The organism is Paenibacillus sp. JL3B1040 (genome assembly GCF_057063165.1).
In genome coordinates this window covers 3,103,369-3,122,612 of the sequence record NZ_CM169317.1, presented here as the reverse complement: position 1 = coordinate 3,122,612, position 19,244 = coordinate 3,103,369, and the positions used below count along the sequence as shown (strand labels likewise).

The 19,244-nt window shown below is 56.0% G+C and carries 14 protein-coding genes; 8 read left to right on the top strand and 6 right to left on the bottom strand.

All coding sequences use genetic code 11. The annotated features are described in order from the left end of the window. Position 1: 1 nt before the first annotated feature. The 3 genes from ACZF99_RS14055 (at position 2) to ACZF99_RS14045 (ending at position 5,482) form a co-directional block, all read left to right on the top strand. Positions 2 to 1,336 carry an ABC transporter substrate-binding protein gene (locus ACZF99_RS14055; protein ID WP_483605690.1) on the top strand — a complete coding sequence of 445 codons (1,335 nt, stop codon included), beginning with the start codon at positions 2 to 4 and terminating at the stop codon, positions 1,334 to 1,336. 127 nt (positions 1,337 to 1,463) lie between these two features. Continuing rightward, positions 1,464 to 4,706, top strand: a complete 3,243-nt coding sequence (locus tag ACZF99_RS14050; RefSeq protein WP_483605689.1) for an S-layer homology domain-containing protein — start codon at positions 1,464 to 1,466, stop codon at positions 4,704 to 4,706. Positions 4,707 to 4,852: 146 nt separating this feature from the next. Then, entirely contained in the window at positions 4,853 to 5,482 is a 630-nt protein-coding gene (locus ACZF99_RS14045; protein ID WP_483612725.1) for a YfbR-like 5'-deoxynucleotidase, read from the top strand. Between the two features lie 59 nt (positions 5,483 to 5,541). On the opposite strand, the gene ACZF99_RS14040 is transcribed toward ACZF99_RS14045, so the two are convergent. Next, positions 5,542 to 6,468, bottom strand: a complete 927-nt coding sequence (locus ACZF99_RS14040; RefSeq protein ID WP_483605688.1) for a serine hydrolase domain-containing protein — start codon at positions 6,466 to 6,468, stop codon at positions 5,542 to 5,544. A gap of 16 nt (positions 6,469 to 6,484) precedes the next feature. Further along, positions 6,485 to 6,811, bottom strand: a complete 327-nt coding sequence (locus ACZF99_RS14035) for a YnfA family protein (RefSeq protein ID WP_483605687.1) — start codon at positions 6,809 to 6,811, stop codon at positions 6,485 to 6,487. A 169-nt stretch (positions 6,812 to 6,980) separates the two neighbouring features. On the opposite strand from ACZF99_RS14035, the gene ACZF99_RS14030 reads away from it, so the two are divergent. Next, positions 6,981 to 7,298, top strand: a complete 318-nt coding sequence (locus tag ACZF99_RS14030; protein WP_483605686.1) for a thioredoxin family protein — start codon at positions 6,981 to 6,983, stop codon at positions 7,296 to 7,298. A 209-nt stretch (positions 7,299 to 7,507) separates the two neighbouring features. Then, positions 7,508 to 8,302 (top strand): TetR/AcrR family transcriptional regulator, encoded by a 795-nt coding sequence (locus tag ACZF99_RS14025; RefSeq protein ID WP_483605685.1) that lies wholly within the window; start codon positions 7,508 to 7,510, stop codon positions 8,300 to 8,302. A gap of 65 nt (positions 8,303 to 8,367) precedes the next feature. On the opposite strand, the gene ACZF99_RS14020 is transcribed toward ACZF99_RS14025, so the two are convergent. Beyond that, positions 8,368 to 9,156 (bottom strand): ABC transporter permease, encoded by a 789-nt coding sequence (locus tag ACZF99_RS14020; protein ID WP_483605684.1) that lies wholly within the window; start codon positions 9,154 to 9,156, stop codon positions 8,368 to 8,370. Continuing rightward, a complete protein-coding gene (locus ACZF99_RS14015) occupies positions 9,153 to 10,034 on the bottom strand; it encodes an ATP-binding cassette domain-containing protein (protein WP_483605683.1) in 882 nt (293 codons plus the stop codon). The genes ACZF99_RS14020 and ACZF99_RS14015 overlap by 4 nt, the downstream gene beginning before the upstream one ends. A 372-nt stretch (positions 10,035 to 10,406) precedes the next feature. On the opposite strand from ACZF99_RS14015, the gene ACZF99_RS14010 reads away from it, so the two are divergent. Both ACZF99_RS14010 and ACZF99_RS14005 read left to right on the top strand, forming a co-directional pair. Further along, positions 10,407 to 15,380 carry a discoidin domain-containing protein gene (locus ACZF99_RS14010; RefSeq protein WP_483605681.1) on the top strand — a complete coding sequence of 1,658 codons (4,974 nt, stop codon included), beginning with the start codon at positions 10,407 to 10,409 and terminating at the stop codon, positions 15,378 to 15,380. A gap of 216 nt (positions 15,381 to 15,596) precedes the next feature. Beyond that, positions 15,597 to 16,139 (top strand): polymer-forming cytoskeletal protein, encoded by a 543-nt coding sequence (locus ACZF99_RS14005; protein ID WP_483605680.1) that lies wholly within the window; start codon positions 15,597 to 15,599, stop codon positions 16,137 to 16,139. Between the two features lie 47 nt (positions 16,140 to 16,186). On the opposite strand, the gene ACZF99_RS14000 is transcribed toward ACZF99_RS14005, so the two are convergent. Further along, positions 16,187 to 16,912, bottom strand: coding sequence for a DUF6199 family natural product biosynthesis protein (locus ACZF99_RS14000; protein WP_483605679.1), 726 nt, complete (start codon positions 16,910 to 16,912; stop codon positions 16,187 to 16,189). 49 nt (positions 16,913 to 16,961) lie between these two features. Between ACZF99_RS14000 and ACZF99_RS13995 the strand changes: the two genes are divergently transcribed. Beyond that, positions 16,962 to 17,156 (top strand): hypothetical protein, encoded by a 195-nt coding sequence (locus tag ACZF99_RS13995; protein ID WP_483605678.1) that lies wholly within the window; start codon positions 16,962 to 16,964, stop codon positions 17,154 to 17,156. A gap of 46 nt (positions 17,157 to 17,202) precedes the next feature. Here ACZF99_RS13995 and ACZF99_RS13990 read toward each other — a convergent pair whose 3' ends face one another. Beyond that, positions 17,203 to 19,161, bottom strand: coding sequence for a beta-galactosidase trimerization domain-containing protein (locus ACZF99_RS13990; protein ID WP_483605677.1), 1,959 nt, complete (start codon positions 19,159 to 19,161; stop codon positions 17,203 to 17,205). Positions 19,162 to 19,244: the final 83 nt, after the last annotated feature.

The window sequence follows — 19,244 nt, the reverse complement described above, 5'->3', positions numbered from 1 at the left end:
GATGAAAATAAAGAATTTGATTCTGATGCTGGGTATGATGGTTGCGGTCACGGCCTGTTCCGGCGGAGGCGCGGGAACGGATAACGGCGGGGATGCCGAAGGAGGGCCCAAAAGCGTCGTCGTCGCCGTGATTAGCAGCAACCGGTTTTTGGAAGAGGCGGAGCGGCAATTTGAAGCGAAACACCCCGATGTGGATATCGTGATCCAGGAATACATGTCATTGCCGAAAGCGGGGGAGGGACAGGGACAGGTAGCGCCCTCGCAGGCGGATTTCGAAAAGTATGTGCAGACCATTACGACGCAGGCCCTGTCCGGCAAAGGTACGGATATCATCTCCATGAACGGCTTGCCCTTGGAGCAATTCGTGGAAAAAAACGTGCTGGTCGATTTGCGGGAATGGATGGACAAGGATGTATCCTTTGATCCAAGCCAGTACTATGAAGGCATCCTGAATTCCATGAGTAGCGGGGATGGATTGTATCATTTGCCGCTCGGATTTTATTTGGAGGGGGTCATCTCCGCGAACACCGACTTGCTGCAGCAGGCCAATCTATCGATCGACGACCGGCACTGGACTTGGGATGAGTTCAAGGAGATTTCCAAAGAGCTGAAAGAGCAGGTCGGCAGCGATTATTTGGCATTTGCCAATATGATGTCATTCCAGTTGATGTATGAAGTCATCGAAGCAAATTACGATCAACTTGTGCAAGGAAAAACGGCGAACTTCGATTCGGATCTATTTCGGGATATGATGCGTCAGATCAAATCACTGTACGATGAAGGCTTGTTAAGCTCCTCGCCGACACAGGATTTCAGCAAAACGCTGTTTACTCCCTATGCGCTGGCGAGCCCGCAGTCGGCCGTAATGGAGATGGCGAAGCCGAACGTACAATTTATGATGAAGCCTACGGTAGACGGACAAACGGGTGGGGTGTCCTTTATGGCTTACAGCTCGTTCGGAATCAACAGCAAATCACAGGTTCAATCCGAAGCGTGGGAGTTCCTGAAGTTGATGCTGTCGGAAGAAATGCAGTCGTCCCCGGAGCTGCAAGCTTATCCAATCCAGAAAAAAGCGGTGGACAACAAGCTTGCCGATGCCCTGGCGAGCCTGGAGAGGGGCGACCTCCCGGGGGACGTCCCCGAACCGGAAGTTTTCGAGAAGCATAAACAAACGTTGAATTCCTTTCTGGAGCAAGCGAGAAGCAAAAGTAACGGCGACATCAAAGTCATATCGATCATTGAAGAAGAGTTTGATGCGTTCATGAGCGGCCAAAAAAACGCGGATGAAATCAGCAAGCTGATCCAGAACCGGGTGACGACGTATTTGAACGAGTAAGACCTTGGGGCGATTGATTCAAAAATGTTTCAATTTTTAAGAGGTTGGTTTACATGACCGACCTCTTTTTCTTATACTCTCTTCTGTATACTTTGAATTTATTTAATTTTCTTAGAGGAGAGACATGATGAGAAGTGGCTTAAAGCAAAAGGCAGGGCTGGCCTTGCTCGCCCTGTCGTTCATCCTGCCGGCAAGTACACCGGACTTATCGGCATCGGCCGTTCCCGCCTCCGGAGTTTCGGCGGATGCCGAAGGGCACTGGGCCGGGGAGGCGTTGTCCCGTTGGCTGGATCAAGGGCTCCTTGTCGGCGATGAAAACGGGAAACTCCTGCCCGATCGACCGGTTACGCGGGCCGAATGGATGGCGATGGCGAACGGGCGGTTCGGTTATGCCGCAACCGGAGAATCGGTGTCCTTCACCGATGTAAATCGGGAGACATGGTATGCCGCTGACGCCGCTGCCGCCGTCCGGCAAGGGTACATCGCAGGTTACGCCGATGGGACGCTCCGGCCGAATCAGGCGGTGACCCGGGCGGAAGCCGCCGTGATGCTTGGCCGTTTGGGCCAGCTTGGTCCTGCGGCGCAGGAGCCTTCTTTTACGGACGCGGTCCCCGCTTGGAGCAAGGGGGCCGTTGCCGCGGTCGTGGCCGCCGGATGGATGAACGGTTATCCAGACGGTACGTTTCGCGGGTCGGGCGCACTCACCCGGGCGGAGGCGATCGTGGCGCTGGATCGGGCGTTTGAAGCACTGCAAAACGCAAGGGAAACCGAATGGCAGAAGGGCTCGTTTGACCGTTCCGGCATTTACGGCCCGTCCGGTAAATCGGCGGATATCGCCGGCGATGCGGTGATCTCGGCGGATGGGGTTATGCTGCAAAACCTGGTGATCCAGGGGAATTTGACGCTATCGGAGGCCATCGATTCCGGCGACGTTCATTTATCGGGCGTCACGATTCAAGGCGAACTCCGCGTCAATGGCGGAGGCGAACACAGCGTATATTTGACGAATACGCACGCCAAGAAGTTGATCGTTGGAAGACCGGACGGTAGAGTCCGGATCGTTGCTTCCGGCTCCACGACGATTGGGGAGACGAGCTTACTGTCGGGCGCGATCCTTGAGGAGCGAGAATTGGCGAATGGCGGGAACGGTTTCGAAGAGATCGACATCGCTTCCGGGACCCCAAAGGCATCGCTCGTTCAACTGCGCGGTCAAGTCCATCGCGTACGGATCGCCGCATCGGGCGTTCGTTTCGAGCTGCTGTCCGGTGAAATCGGGCAGTTGGAAATCAGCCGTGACGCTGTGGGCAATACCGTTTATCTGGCCCCGGGCACGACCGTGAGAACAGCTATTCTTTACGGCCCGGTCACGATGGAAGGACAGGGAACGGTTCTGCAAAAGCAACTGAATTACGCGGTGCCGGCCAACAGCAATGCCCCTTCGAATGGCGGCGGCGGTTCGAGTCCGCCGGCCTCCCCGCCAGCCAATCCCCCTACCGTCACGAGCCTGACTTACAGTCCGGATGAGTTGGAATTCGCGGCCCTGCGCGTCGCTTCGAACATCACGTTGACGGCGGCCTGGAGCGACGGGAAAACCGCGAACGTCACCGCGGAAGCCGCATGGTCCTCCGAGGATGAGAAGGTCGCCATCGTCGCCGGCGGCGTCGTCACTTCGCAGGGCGAAGGCGAAACCTGGATCGGAGCGGCCTACGGCGGACGGACGGTGCGTATCCCGGTGAAAGTGACGGTGGTCCCCGAAGCGATCCCGGCCTATCGGGTAACGCTGAACGTCGAAAATTCGCATCCGGCTGCAGGGGAATCCGTCGAACTTGACATCCGCGTGGAAAAATCGGACGGGACCCTCGACACCGGTTTTTCCGGGTCGAAGAAGCTCATGGTTGAAGGCCTGGAAAGTGCGCCGGACGGAACGGTTGGCCGGTTGGGCGGCAGCGGTCTGACCGGCCCATCGGGGGAAGCCGACGTGCCGTTTGTCGGCGGTAAAGCGACCGTGTCCCTCTCCCTCAATAAGGCGGATATGCAGTCGCTGACCTTTGCCGTAGAGGGCTTAGTTCAGCCTGAGGCACATCTGACGCTGATTCCGGCTGCCTCAACGGCTACAAAACTCGTCGTTGCGACGGAGCCCTCCGCTTCGGTCATCAGCGGGGAGACGCTCGCGGTGCAGCCCGTAATCCACGTGCTGGACGCCTATGGCAACTTGACGGCGTCGACGTTGTCCGTAACGGCCGATTTGGGCAGCGGCTCGGCATCGGTATCGGGAACGACGACCGTTGCGGCGATGAACGGGGTGGCCGTCTTTACCGACCTCGCGTTAAGCGGAAGCGGCTCCGATGTCACGCTGCGCTTCAGCGCGGATTCGCTGCCGCCCGCGATCAGCCGGACTGTCTCCTTGAACCCGTTTGCCTCAGGTGACGGGACGTCCGGCGCGCCTTACGTCATTACCTCGGCGGCGCAATTGGACAATATGCGGAATCATCTCGACGGCCATTTTGTTTTGGGCGGAGATATCGATTTGGCCGGCTATAACTGGACCCCGATCGGCGATGTTTTCGCTCGCCCGTTTACGGGCGAACTGGATGGGCAAGGCCATTCGATCCTCCACTTGACATCCCGGCATGAACACGGGAACGGAATCGGGCTGTTCGGATTTCTGGACGGCGGACGGATCAGCAACCTGGTGCTGCCCGAGGTTTCGGTGATCGGAGAAATGAACGTCGGGGCTCTGGCCGGGTCTGCCGTCTCGGCCGAAATCTCGCGGGTGACGGTTTCCGGTCAGGTGAAGGTCACGGGCGCAAATGTGTTTAATGCAGGCGGATTGCTCGGCCGACTGGATGCCGGGGAGGTTCGCCAGTCGTCGGCGGGGCAGGCGTCGTTCGACATTATTGTCGAAGGGAACCGCAGCGTTGGAGGTTTGGTCGGTTCGCTGGGGGCCAGCGCCAAAATCTCGGAATCTTACGCCAAAGGCTTCGTTAGCAACAACGCCTCCGCTTTAGGCGGGTTAGTTGGATCGAACTACGGAACCATTGAAGACTCGTATGCGATGGTTTACGTCCTCGGCGGCAGCACGGAAGTCGGAGGACTTGCGGGTTACTCCTCCGGGCAAGTCGTCCATTCCTACGCGGCGGGACCGATGGATACGAGTTCCTTGATCCGCGGCGGCCTCATCGGCCAGAATGTCGGCACGGTCACGGATGCCTATTACGACTCGACCGCTACAAAGCAATCCGACACCGGCAACGGCATGCCGAAAACAACGGCGGAGATGAAGCAGGCGGGCACCTTCGCTGGCTGGAGTACCGGAGTCTGGGCGCTTTCCGATGGCAGCTATCCGATTTTGCGCTGGCAGGAACCTTAATCGAATAAACGAACAAGGGGTTATTTCCCGGCATGTTTGCATTTCGGGGAATAGCCCTTTTCGGTGAAAACGCCGGTTTTGACGCCTCGTTAACAATCGCCGTTTATACTGGGGTTAAAAAACCATACAGAAAGATGGCTGATCCGATGGGCATTCATGCTTACTTTCGCTCCTTAAACGAGTTAGAACGCATCTATCGCTGTCCCGGAAGGTTCAAATTCGAAGAACATAGCGTGGCGGCGCACTCCTGGAAGGTCGTGCAGTACGCCAAAACCTTGGCCGATATCGAAGAACAGCATGGCGTCGCCATCGACTGGAAGAAATTATACGAGATTACGAGCAGCCACGATTACGGCGAAATTTTTATCGGGGACATCAAAACGCCGGTCAAACACGCTTCGATCGAGCTGCGGAATTTGATTCAGCAGGTTGAAGAGGGCATGGTTCACAATTTCATCGATGAACATATCCCCGAGGAGTTCAAAGCGATCTTTCGCAACCAACTGCGCGAAGGGAAGGACCACACCGTCGAGGGCCTGATCCTGGAGGTTGCCGACAAGCTGGACCAGGTCTATGAAGCGTTTGCCGAACTGCAGCGGGGCAACACGGAGAAGGAGTTCGTCAAAATGTACCGCGACGCCCTCGTGAAAATCAAAAACATCGACCTTCATTGCGTCGATTATTTCCTCCGCGAAATCTTGACGGACATGGTCAATGAAGGAACGACGTCGCCGATCGACATCAAGCGGATCACGCAGGAAGCGTTGGAGCATTAGAAGAGGACCTCATTCCCCTTTGCGGCGGAGTGAGATCCTTTTTTTTGAGCGACAAGAATTCATCGCAAAAAAGGCGCGATGCATAAGCGGAATACTTCGGCCGGAGGGCGGTCTCGTTTGCGCTTATCATCGGTCAGGACACAGACGGTCTCGAGGCTTGGGATGACGTAAATGAATTGCCCTCCATAGCCGCGGGCGTAGAAGAAATCAAAGGACGGGGCCCCTTCCTCTTGGTAAACGTCCGTCCACCAATGCCAGGCATAGCAGCCGCGCCTCGGCGCTTCGACGCCGACCGCAGGCCGGACGGATTCCGCCAGGCGTTCCCGGCTAATCAGCTGTCGGCCGTTCCAAACGCCATGCCGCAAATAAAGCAACCCGAACTTCAGCATGTCGGCCGGCCGCAGCCACAGGCCAAACCCGCCGGTGTGAATCCCCTGCGGGTCTTGCTCCCAACGGTAGGTATCGATGCCGAGCGAGCCGAACAACTGCTCCTCGGCAAAACGTGCCGCCGGCATTCCGGCAGCTTGAACCAAGATTGCCGATAACAGCTGCGAGCCGCCGGAGTTATATTCCATTCGGTCGCCGGGCCGATCGGCCATCGGCTGCTCCAGCGCGAAGCGCACCCAATCCTGCGAGCGGGTCATCCGCGGAAACGAGTTGTGCCCGCCGAATTCCGTCCAATTCCAACCGCCGGACATGGTAAGCAGATGCCGCAAAGTAATCTCCCGTTTCCGTTCGTCGGGGTCTTCGTCCAACATCGGGAAAAACGTGCGGATCGGCGTATCCGGAGGCGGCAGCAAGCCGTGATCGAACGCGATGCAGATCAAGGCCGACAGGAAGCTTTTCGTACAGGAGTTGGTTTTGGCGATCCGATCCGCAATTTGCCCGTTCCGGTAATGCTCGAGAACAAGCCGGCCTTCCCGGTGGATTAAACAGCTTCGCAAATCAAGCGGTGCAATGGCCGCGGTGATGGAAGAGAGATTCATCGCTTAGGTGTCCTTTCTAGTGTCGTGGCGCCCACAGCATGATCGAGACGCCGACCAGACAGATGGCGGCGCCAAGCCAATCGTAGACGTCGGGCGTTTTTTTGTCTACCCACCAGCCCCATAACACGGCCAAGGCGATGAACACGCCGCCGTAGGCGGCATATACGCGGCCGAAGGAAGGAAAGTTCTGCAAGGTTGGGACGATGCCGTAGACGATCAGGATCAGTCCGCCCGTGATCCCGTACCACAACGGCCTGGATTCGCGGAGCCAAAGCCAGATTAAATAACCTCCGCCAATTTCGGCAAGTCCGGCAACGAGAAACAAGAGGATCGCGAAGAGCATGATGAGGGATTCCTTTCACGTTATTTTTACCAAAGATTGTACCATGAATCCATGAAGATGAAACCTTGATGAAGACTATGGCGTCTTCGCGCAGATGCGCTATAATCTAGCTAAGGCAAATATTCAAATTTAAACTATCAATTCTACAATTAAAAAGGAGTGGATCCGGATGGAAAGAGTCCAAGCGGAAACGCAATTCGAACAATTGATTCAAAGAGACCGGTATACGGTCATCAAATTCGATACGACCTGGTGCCCGGATTGCAAAAACCTGGACCGATTCATTGGAGATATTATTGCGGAGCACAAGGACAAAGAGTTCTACGCGATGGATGCCGAGGAATTCCAGCCACTGGCCGAAGCCAACGAAGTGCGGGGGATCCCGAGCCTGCTCGTCTTTAAAAACGGGGAGAAAATCGCCCATCTGCACAGCAAATTCGCCAAAACCCCGGGCCAAATCCGTGAATACCTGGAGAGCTTGGCTTAATTTGCGCGTTTCTACCCGGTGGAACTGACCGCAGCCGGCATCGGACATTTGAAGTTTCGAGCGCAGGCCTTTTTTTCGGAAGTCCCTCGGACGGGGGGCGGTATTCTTAGTGCACTCGTTCATGGATGTTGCTCCTGGAATTATGGTATATTGCTTATATAATAAGCAGTTTATATCATGACCATATACAAATCGAGGAGACAAGAGATATGAACGAACATGGAAACAAGGCGGAAGATCACAACTATACCAAGGGCCTTCCTCATGGGGTGGCATTAACCTGGGGATTGATCCCGGAACCGAAACGGGGACCCAAGCGGGAGATGAGCATCTCGGAGATTGTTAACGCCGCGGTTGCGCTTGCGGATCAGGACGGGTTGGCTGCCGTTTCCATGAGCCGGGTCGCCGGAGCGCTGGGATATACGGCCATGTCGCTGTATCGATATATTCCTAGCAAGGACGATTTGCTGCTGCTCATGCAGGAGGCGATCTGTGACATCCCCCTCCCTGAGGAACAGGATCCGGACGACTGGCGGGGCATGATGCGGACCTTCGTTTGGAGCACGGTGAAAGTATATAAGGAACATCCCTGGTTTGCCGATCTCCCGATTTACGGCGCGCCGATCACGCCGAACAGTTTGCGGTTCGTCGATTGGGCGTTGCGGGGATTGCAAAACTTCCCCATCAGCGGCTACGCGAAAATGTCGATCATCCTGCTCTTAAGCAGCTATGCGCGGGCATGCGGGATCCTGCAACGGGACATGGACCGGGCCATAAGTTCGGGCACCAGCCCGGGCGAATTTAGCGGGTTCAGCTACAGTGCGGCGCTGAAGGAGCTCGTTACTGCGGAGCGGTTTCCGTATCTGCATCCGCTTGTGATGTCGGGAGAATACACCGGGGAAAATGAGGCCGACAACGATGTAGGGAATGACATCGAATTTGGTCTGGAGCGGATTTTGGACGGGGTGGAGCATTACTTGATTAGCACCGCGAAGGCAAAGTGAAATGTTAGGCGAGAAATGTAAAACAGGGAAATCGAAGCGATTCGATTTCCCTGTTTTTATAGGTTCTAACGTTGTCCCGACCGGCGATGAAAGACCACGCGGCACCATATGAATGCCCCGCCGATGAGGAGCAGGCACCAGCCTGCGGCCCACCAGGCGTTGTCGCCGATGGCGGTGCCGGTCAGTAAACCGCGGATCGTTTCGATCGCCGGAGTGATCGGCTGATGGGCCGCGAAGCCCTGGAGCCACTGCGGCATCGACTGCGTGGGGACGAAGGCGCTGGACAGGTAGGGCAGGAACAGCAGGATGAACCCGTAACCGCTCGCGGCGGAGGGGCTCCCGGCAACCAGGCCGATCGCGGCGAATAACCAGGTGATGGCGAGGATGAACAGGACGATGACGCCTGCAGCCCCAAGCCACTCGCCGATGCCGGCGGCAGGACGGAAGCCGACGAGCATGGCAACGCCAATGACGACCGCGGTGGCGACAAGGTTCCGGGCCAGGCTGGCGACGACGTGTCCGGTAATCACGCCAAGGCTTTGGATCGGCAGGGTGCGGAATCGCTCGATCACGCCGTTTGAAATATCCTCGGCGACTTTCACCGCTGTCCCCGAGGCGCCAAACCCGGCGCAAAGCAGGATGATCCCGGGAACCACGTATTTGACGTAATTCCCGGAGGGGTCAAGGGCACCGCCGAATACGTAGGTGAACAGCAGCATGAGCATAACCGGAAGCACGATGGCCATGACCATGGCGTCCACATCTCTCAGACTATGGCGAATCCCTCGACCGATAAAAACCCAATTCGTGGTCCACGACGAGGGCTGTTTTGCCGGGCTGTGGGCTTGCATCATGCCGAAACCTCCCTTTCGCCGGAGGTCAGGGCTATAAAGACATCATCCATCGTCGGACGCTGGATGCTGACTCGTGCATCTGCCGGCACCTGGGAGTTTAGACTATTTAGGATGCCAAGCAAATCAAGGATCGTGCCGTCCGTCGGCACCCGGGAAACGAGACGGTCTTCCGCGTCACGGAGCTCAACCCGATCGCTGCGGACTTGTGCCTTTAGCTGTTCCGCGGTGCCGGTCGCAACGATGTGTCCGTCCTTGAGGACCGCAACTTTATCGGCCAATTGATCGGCTTCCTCCAAATATTGCGTGGTCAGAAATATCGTATGGCCCTGACGGGCCAGTTCCGTGATGCCGTCCCACAGTACGCGGCGGCTCAGAGTGTCAAGACCGGTTGTCGGTTCGTCCAAGAACAACACCGGGCGCTTGACGATCAGGCTGATCGCAAGATCGAGGCGTCGGCGCATGCCGCCGGAATACGTCTTTACCCGCTTGCGCGCCGCATCGGTCAAGTCGAATTGTTCCAACAGCTCCGCGGCGCGCAAACGGGCTGCCTTGGAGGATAGGCCTGAGAGGCGGCCCATCATCACCAAATTTTCCTCGCCGGTTAGCACCTCGTCGACGGCGGTAAATTGTCCGGTTAAACTGATGGAGCGTTTGACCTCGTATTTCTGGGCGACAACATCGTACCCGGCCACCCGTACCGTCCCCGCATCAGGCGCGGAAAGCGTAGAAAGGATGCGGATCAGTGTAGTTTTACCGGCGCCATTGGGCCCAAGCAGGGCATAGACCGTGCCTGAAGGCACAACGAGATCAACCCCGTTCAGTATCGTTTGGCTGCCGATGCTTTTGCGCAATCCGCTGACTTCGATGGCATGATTCATTTTATTAGCTCCCTCCATTTCATTAATAACTGTATATATAATAAACAGTATATGTCGTAAACATATGATAAGTCAATCCGAAATATTAAATGCGTTGCTTCGTTTTTTGGTTGTGCGACTTTCGAAATACTGTGTTGCTTGGGTATAGTGCTATTTTCCTGTTTTTTGAGATCGAGGGAGTTGTCTCTACATAATGGTGAGGGATCGGACGATAATTCATGGTGGGGTGGTACATTTTACCATATATGGGCCGCTCGGCAGGGAAATCTCGAACAGTGAGGAGACATGCGATGGACAGGAGAAAGAGATAAAAACAAAGTTAAGAGACTGGTTGGACGCTTCACAAATGCAAGTGAATAAAGGAGAGAGATCATGAAGAGAGCGTTCGTGAGCAAGCGAAAGTCCCGTGTCGTATGGGCGCATTTATTGACCGCTATCATTTTAATGATCAACAGTGTGCAAGTATTACCTGCCCCGGCGGCCAGAGCGGCTGAGGGTGATTATTTGCTATCTCTATATAGACCGGTCTACAGTTCTTCCTCGTTGGGCGGCAATACGCCGGATATGGCGGTTGACGGTAACGAGAACACCCGCTGGGAAAGCGTATGGAAAAAGGATCCGCAATGGATGTACGTCGATTTGGGCGCCAACGCCAACATCTCGAAGGTTTCGGTTAAATGGGAAAACGCTTATGCCAGCGCTTTTGCGTTTGAGGTGTCCGACGACGAAGTTCACTGGGAACCCGTATACTCCACGACGGAAGGTAAAGGCGGATGGACCGAAGTTGAGGTAGCCGCCAATGCTCGATATGTTCGTGTGATTAGCACGAAGCGGGCACAGGAAGCCTATGGCGTGTCGATTTACGAGTTTAACGTATACGGTACCGGTGGTGCCAGCCAGCCTCCCAAGCCGGCAGCAGTAAATTTGGCGCTTGGCAAGCCGGTAACGGCCTCTTCGCTGGAAATCGACGAGCCCAGCAAATCGGCCGAAGATAAAGCCAAGATGGAAGAAAAGAACTATTTGGCGATCAACGCGACCGATGGCAGCAACGATACCCGCTGGTCTTCAGTTTATAAGGATAACGAGTGGATTTACGTCGACTTGGGCGAAACTCGGGAAATCGGCAGTGTATCCTTCAACTGGGAAGCGGCTTATGGACGCGCCTATGATATTCAAGTGTCCGAGGATGCCGGCCATTGGACGACCGTTTATCGCCAGTTTAACGGATCGGGCGGACGGGAGAACATTCCGGTCTACGCGAAGGCCCGTTACGTAAAAATGGCCGGTCTCGGCCGCGGCTCCACCAACGGCTATTCGCTATACGATTTCGGCGTATACGCTTACCGGGAGGGCGACCCGAAATCAACCTACGATATCCCGGAAATTCCGGCAGCTTCCGCCGTTCAGGTCGGTGCGGGCAGCTATGAAATCAACGACGTGACGATGCTGGAGCCGAAAAATCCGAAGTATCGCACCTCCAACGTTGAAGCCCCGATTCCTTCGAACGATTGGTGGCAGTCGATACTGATCTCCAATTTGGGCGACGGCAACAGCCTGGTGACGCTCCCGCTGAAGAACCGGTATACCAAGCAGGGGCTGAATATTTTAAACCCAGGGGCCGGTTATGCCTCTGCGGATGGAGGTTCGATTGACGCCGACGGCGAACCGGATTTGATCCTGTCGACGAATAACCTCAACCCTGCCGAGATCGTCACCCAGATAGCCGGCTATGGGGACTATTCCGCCACGGTGGTGATGAGTGACGACGATACGGCGAAAATGAGCACGACATTCGTCAAAGGCTCGCCGTTTCTTTACAACACGTTCGAAAATCCGGATGCGGCGATTCTGCAGTCGCAGTTCATCACCCGGTTGTATGACGATCACGGTCAACCGATCCTGCTCAATGACGGCGACGTGCTGACGGCCGATCATATCGGCATCGAAGTGACCAACCAGGACAAGGCGCCGCAGCCGCAGACGTTCGTGCGCCATTACGGGGTGTTCGCTCCGGAAGGCACCTTGTTCATGAAGCTTGGCCATACGATCAAGATCAAATTTGGCCAAGGCGACAGTTACCTGTCCCTGGCGGCGCTGCCGTCCGCGGGGGAGCTTGACAATTATTATCAGCATGCCTATGCGTTCGTGACGGATACACAAGTCGACTACCGTTACGATGAAGCGACTTCGCTCGTAACGACCGATTTCCGCTCGATCACGGAACTCAAACGTCCGGGCTTCTCTTCGGACACCTTGATGGCGTTGCTTCCGCATCAATGGAAAATCGCCATCACGCCTTTAACCGATCTGAGCTACCCTTCGATCCGCGGGTTGTTGAAGGTGAGCGAGGGGAATTCTTTTACGACCCAGGATCGTTTCTATGGGATTATCCCGCAGTTCGTCGAACCTGACGATCCGACCTATTCCCGGGCGCAGCTGATGGCGTACCTGGATCAATTGGATGCCGATGTTGCGGGGGACATCATGAGCGAAGATCCCTATTGGCAAGGCAAAAAGCTGCACCCGCTGTCGCTGGGTGTCCTAATCAGCGATCAGCTTGGCGACACGGAACGAAGAGACCTTTATCTGTCCAAATTGAAGTATATTTTGACGGACTGGTACACTTATTCGCCGGAAGAACGGCCGCACTCGTATTATTTCCATTATTCGGACGAGTGGGGCGCGATTTTCCCGTACGGCAGCGGTTTTGGCGTGAATACGGGGCTGACGGATCACCATTTCACGTATGGCTATTACATCTTCGCTTCCGCCGTGCTGGCGACGTACGACAAGCAGTTCCTTCAGGATTACCGCGGTATGGTCGAGCTGCTGATTCGCGATTATGCCAACCCGTCGAGAACGGACAGCCAGTTCCCTTGGCTCCGCAATTTTGATCCGTATGAGGGCCATTCCTGGGCTGGCGGCTATGCGGATAACCGCAGCGGCAACAACCAGGAAGCCGCCGGGGAAGCTTTGTTCAGTTGGGTCGGCGAATATATGTGGGGCCTCGTGACCGGCAACGACGAATATCGGGATACCGGCATTTGGGGCTTTACGACCGAGGAAAAAGCGGCCGAGCAGTACTGGTTCAACTATGACCACGACAACTGGGTGGAAGGCTACAAGCACGCTACTGTAGGCCATGTATACGGCAGCGCCTATTTGTACGGCACGTATTTCTCCGGCGATCCGGAGCAGATTTACGGCATTCACTGGCTCCCGCCAGCGGAATGGATGACTTACTACGGACGGGATCCGCAAAAAACGAACGAGCTGTATGCGGGACTGATCCAGGACCTCGGCGGCCAGCCGGAGCGTTCGTGGCAGCATATCATCTGGCCGTTCCAATCGATCGGCGATCCGGAAGGCGCGCTGGCGAAATGGGAAACAAGCCAAATGCAGCAAAACGAAGTCTTTAATGCCTACTGGTTCATTCACAGCATGGTTTCGACCGGAACTCGTACCATGGATATTTGGGCGAACGATCCGGCGGTTACCGTATACGAAAAAGACGGCGTCTACACGGCGCAAATCTGGAATCCGTCGGACAGTGCCAAGACCGTGCATTTCTTCGGCGCGAACGGGCCACTGGGATCGGCGACGGTGTATGCCAAAGCCCAAGTGAAAGTAAACCCGCTGGAGGAGACGGTGTTGGAAGGACCGGATCCGTCGCATGGCGTGAAATATCTGGATCGCAGCGGATGGACCCTAAGTGCTTCTTCCAGCTCGGAAGGCGTCGAGCGCCTTGTGGACGGCGATTTGTCCACCCGCTGGTCTACGGGACGTTTGCAAGCCCCCGGCGATTGGCTGCAAATCGACCTGGGCTCGGAGAAAACGTTTGATACCTTGTTCATGAACTCCGGCACGAATTGGGGAGATTATGCGCATGGTTACGAGGTTTACGTCTCGGCTGACGGTGAGAAATGGAATGAACCGGTAGCCGCCGGCAACGGAACATCGCCCAGCTTGGCGGTGTCCCTAAATAAGCAGCAAGCCCGCTACGTAAAGATTGTGCTGACGGTATCGGCGGACAGCTGGTGGTCGATTTCCGAGCTCAAGCTGGCCGAATTCGGCGCTCAGGCGCCGGTAACGCCGCCGCCTGCAACCGGTTCGCTTGAGGATCGAACCGGTTGGGTCGTGACCGCCTCCTCCGCACAGGGGCAGGATGTAACCGCAAATATGCTGGACGGCGATCGCGACACGCTCTGGACGAACGGCCGCGAGCAGACAAGCGGCCAATGGGTGGAGGTGGATTTGGGTGCGGTGCATCGCTTTGATTCTGTCGTGCTTGACCCCGGCAACGCCGGGGAGGATTACCCTCGCTCGTATCGGTTATATGTTTCTAACGACGGAGAGAACTGGGGGGATCCGGTTATCGGCGGTATAGGACAGCCGGGGCGCTTGTCGATCACTTTCCCGACGCAAACCGCCCGTTACCTGAAGCTGATGCAAACCGGCGAAGCCAACCGTTGGTGGTCGATCGCCGAGCTATACGTAAATAATTACGGCATCGGCAAGCAAAAAGAACTGACGCCCGACGGTTGGGCCGTCACGGCTTCCTCCGGCGACGGCATGGAGGCCATGCTGGACGGCGCCGAGGGCACCCGCTGGACGAGCGGCCGCGAGCAAACCGGCGGCGAATGGTTCCAGCTCGATTTGGGCGCCGCGCAACCGGTCGATCAGATCGTGATGGACAGCACACAAAGCCCCGAGGACTATGCGCACGGCTATGAGGTGTATACCTCCCTGGACGGCGAGACCTGGGGAAGTCCCGTCGCTTCGGGGACCGGCAATGGTCCGATGGTGACGGCAGCCTTCCCGCTGCAGACGGCACGCTTCCTAAAAGTCGTACAGACGGGCACGGATTCCCACTGGTGGTCGATTCATGAAGTGAAGGTATATACGGCGGATCCAACGCCTTGGGTGCCGGAACCAAAGGACGGGGACGAGGGGTTCCCGAATGAACTGGACCGCACGGGCTGGACGGTGACGGCTTCGACTTACGACAACGTCTCGGCCCTGTTGGACGCCGATCTAGGCAGTCGCTGGACGTCCGGGGAGGGACAAACCCCCGGCCAGTGGATTCAGATCGATTTGGGCCGCGAGCGGTACTTCAGCCGGTTGAGCATGGACTCGGGCGACAGTGCCAACGATTATGCCCGCAGCTTCCAGGTCCTCGTCTCCGAGGACGGCGAGAACTGGAGGACGGTTGCGGAGGAGTCCGGTACGAGCAAGCATATCGTGACGACATTCCCTCAGCAAAGCGCCCGGTACGTGAAAATCGTGCAAACCTCCGCAACACCCGAGTGGTGGTGGTCGATTGCCGAAATGAACTTTTATCGCTAATCAAACGACGATGAGTCGACGCAGCTCCCGGACGGAAATCTCCGTAGCCGGGAGCTGTTTATTTGGCATGAACAAACTTTAGGGGGGAATTTCAATAGTGAACAAGCTGTGACACGGAATGTGAAAAATCGCACATTAATAGTGAAATAAATCACATTATGCAATTCCACTTTTTTTTATAATTCAAACTGAAGATAAAAACAGGAGGGAAATCAAATGAAAATGGTCAAAGGTTTGGTCGTAGCGGGGATTGCGGCGGCGCTGCTGGCGGGTTGCGGTTCGAACAGCGACAATTCGGCGGCAAACACTAATAAGCCCGCTGAACAAGCGGACGTTACGGCAACGGCATCGCTCGTAAACCAAGCGGACGCGTTCGTGAACGCGGTCGGCGAGAAGGGCACTTGGATCATCGCGATCCTGAACGACTTGACGGTTGACAAGGACGTAGTGGTAGCCGGCGAATTCCATGACAAGAACGACGCTTCGAAAGACATCTATCGCAAAATCGCTTTGTATACCCAGGACGAAGATCACAACATCACCGCTTCGTTTACTTTGACCGTTCCTAAACTGACGGTACAAAGCGAAAACCTGAGAATTCAAGGCGGCACCGTGAAAGGCGACGTCTATGTCGAAGCCAACGGGTTCAACCTGGACAAAACGGCTACGATCGACGGTAACTTGTACTTTGCGAACGCGGAAGTGCAAGCCAGCGCGAAAATCGACGGTAAAGTTACGGGCGCAACGGAAGTGAAATAAACCGAAACTAGCTTAATGAAGGCCAGCCGAATAAGGTTGGCCTTGTTTTACACCAAGAAGGACTTTACGAATACATAAACTCCAAAACCGAGGATCGCAACGCCGCTTATTTTGCATGAGAAATAATAGAAACCGCTTGGCTCCGCTTCACGTACCCAAATTCCCCGCAAAGAGAGATGAAACAATACGTTCTGCAGCTTCTCGTAACGGAACAGGCACCATCCGAAGATCATGAGGATAAAAGAACTATAATAGAGGAGCAAACTCCCCTGCTTGGCGTGATACTCGGGAAAAGCCGCCCTGACGATCATGCCGGGGCTGTACAAGCCTACTTTATCGTCAAAAGGCTGAGGAACGCCATTAATACTCCATGATATTTCAGGGATCGTCTCGCCTTGATCGCTTGTTCCCACTAACATTTCTCCATAGCTGTCCACATTGAAACGCTCCCCGGACGGATAAATCACCTCATAACGGGGAACCGGCGTTGCTTCAAGCACGTTTACCGCGTAATTTTGCTGGTCAATCCTCACCTGTTTGCGGTAGATGTCGCCGTCGTTCAGCACGACGATCCGTTGGCCGCCGGAGGAACGATACGTAGCTTGCCGGCTATTTTGCTGATCCAGCCTGAATTTGTTCCCATGCATGTAAAATACCGATTCCGAAAAATAAGGTGCCGACCAAACGCTGAGGCCCGCGATCACGAGGAATATGATCAGAAGCCGGATCAGCGTAGGTCTGATCCACCGGGATGTCCAAGGTTTCAAACGCACCGCTTTTCCTCCCATAATCAGATACTATATATACGTCTTCTAGGGTCGGATGTTGCGGATTGTTGGCCGATATGGTCTAATCGCAGTAGCTGCGATTTGCCGCAGCACGACGCCGATCGTCACGCAAACGGACAAGACACATGCGGGTTGGGCATTGGGCTTGTTGTCTACGTCCAATATCGCGAGATCGCTGTTGGGTCCTGTTGACGGCGCTGCGGGAAGTGAAGCGAGTGGTCTGGGATAAAAAAGCCTTGAACCGGCCGGTTCAAGGCTTTGGGGTGTTGTGCCGGTTAAAATTGCAGCACGACCATCTGGTGACAGGACCAAGGCGGAAGCGTGTAACTGACATAGCCGTTCTCCTGACGGAACGGGAGCGGTGTCCGTTGAGGCGCCAGGTAAACCTCCCGAACGGGTGCTGGAACCGCCACGGAGGATTCAATGCCGCTTAGGACGGGCAGGTCTTCGATCACCTCAATGTTCTGGCCCCGGCGTACCGGAGCGGCGTATAACAGATGATGGATCCAGCGATTCTCGGCCTGTTGTGCCTGAAGCGTCGTCACCCCTTGCGCCGGCAGGTTCGTACAGGCCTGCTTGCGGTTCAGCAAGCGGTCCAAGGCATAATGCATAATTTCTTTGACGGGCAGGCTGCCCTTTAGTGCGTAGTCCTCGAACAGGTTCCAGGCCGCGTAGATGCCGGCGGGACCTTCAACCATCCCGGGTCCGGCGTCCCGCAAATCGGACGGCGTATGCTGATGCGAGCAAAAAGTGAAGATGTCGCGGTTGAAATAGGGATTTTCCCGGCTCCCCAACTGGATGCCGCTTGGATTCAGCTCCACCTCCTGACCGTCGGCGTAAATCACGAAAGACGCGTTGCCCAAGGAAGGAAGCTCGAAGTCCGGCCGAAAATAGGACGGCTTGAACGCGGAATCACCAAGCGGTTTCACGCCGAAATCCAGCTCGAACCGCGAACCGTCCGGCGATAAGCCGGAGCGGCCGGTGGCCAGGATCTTGCCGCCGTTGGCGATATACGCCGCAAGCTTCGCCTTCAGCGCTTCGTCGATGGCGATGACGTCCGGCAGGATGACGACGGAATAGGAACTCAGATCGCTATCCAAATCCACGACATCAAACAAGTAATGCCCTTCCAGCAAGATTCGCACGGCCCCCGGATCGGCCTGCGGCCCCGCGGAGCCCGAACGCCCCGCCGCCTCGGCGGACAACAGTGCCACTTCGGCGATGGAGGTCACATCCTGGCACCAGGCTTCCTTCGCTTCGACTTCCTTGTAAGCTTCGCCGATGAGCGCGTAGGTCGCCGGGTCCATCAACCCGGTCGGGTGCAGTTGGTCTCCGATGGAGATGCGCGCTCCGTTGGCCAAGCTAAGCGCCGTCTCGTATTTCAGCGCGTTCGGATGCTTGTAGCCGCCAAACTCGCCCCACGAGGTGTGGAATTTCCCGGTCATCCCCAGGAAATCCATCCCCAGCCCTTGGGCATATCGCGCGGAAAGCGGAAAATGATCATACCCCCAGCCGCCCGTCGGCAGGGACTCCAGCTCCAGATGCGTGTTCAGCTTTGCGAGATCTCGCCGTCCGCGCTTGACGTGACCGCTGTTGTGAAAGACCGGCAGGCCGGGTTTGACGGCATGAACGGCATCGTTCATGGTGTTGGCGTAACGTTGGTACGTCTCTTCCCAAAGGGCTCGCATATCCTCCAGGTTGCGCGGATCCGAGCCGCGCCGACGGATTTCGGCGACGCAGAATTGGCAATAGCATTCGCGCACCCCGACGATGTCAAGGAAGATCCCATCCGCGTCGTAGTTGGACGCGACTTCGCGAACCTGGGCGGCGAGGATGTCCAGATAAGGAGTATTCATGCAGAACTGATGGTATCCCGGCGTCATGAAGTCGGGCGCCCAGTTGACCTTCTCCTGCGGATCGCGGATAAGCCATTCCGGGTGCCGGCGCGCCAGTTTCTCGTCCAGCCCGGCGGACAGATAAACCGGCGTGTTGACGCCGATTTCATGCGCCGCTTCGATCTGGGCGCCCAGCAGGTCGAAGGAGAGATGCGGGTGCATTTCGTTCGCGGTCGTCGGGTGGTAAGCCCAACCGTGATGGCATTTGGCGAACACCGTGATCGAATCGACATGGCCCAGCTTCAGCATATCCTGGAACTGTTGCTTGGAGAAGCGGCTGCCGATCCCTTCGATCGCTTCGGATGTGTGGAAATCGAGATGAACCTGACGGAATCTCATTGGATGTCCTCCCGTGATTGATCTATATATTCGTACGATATCTACTATTCTATAAGATGAAATATCTTATTACAGCTGTTGAA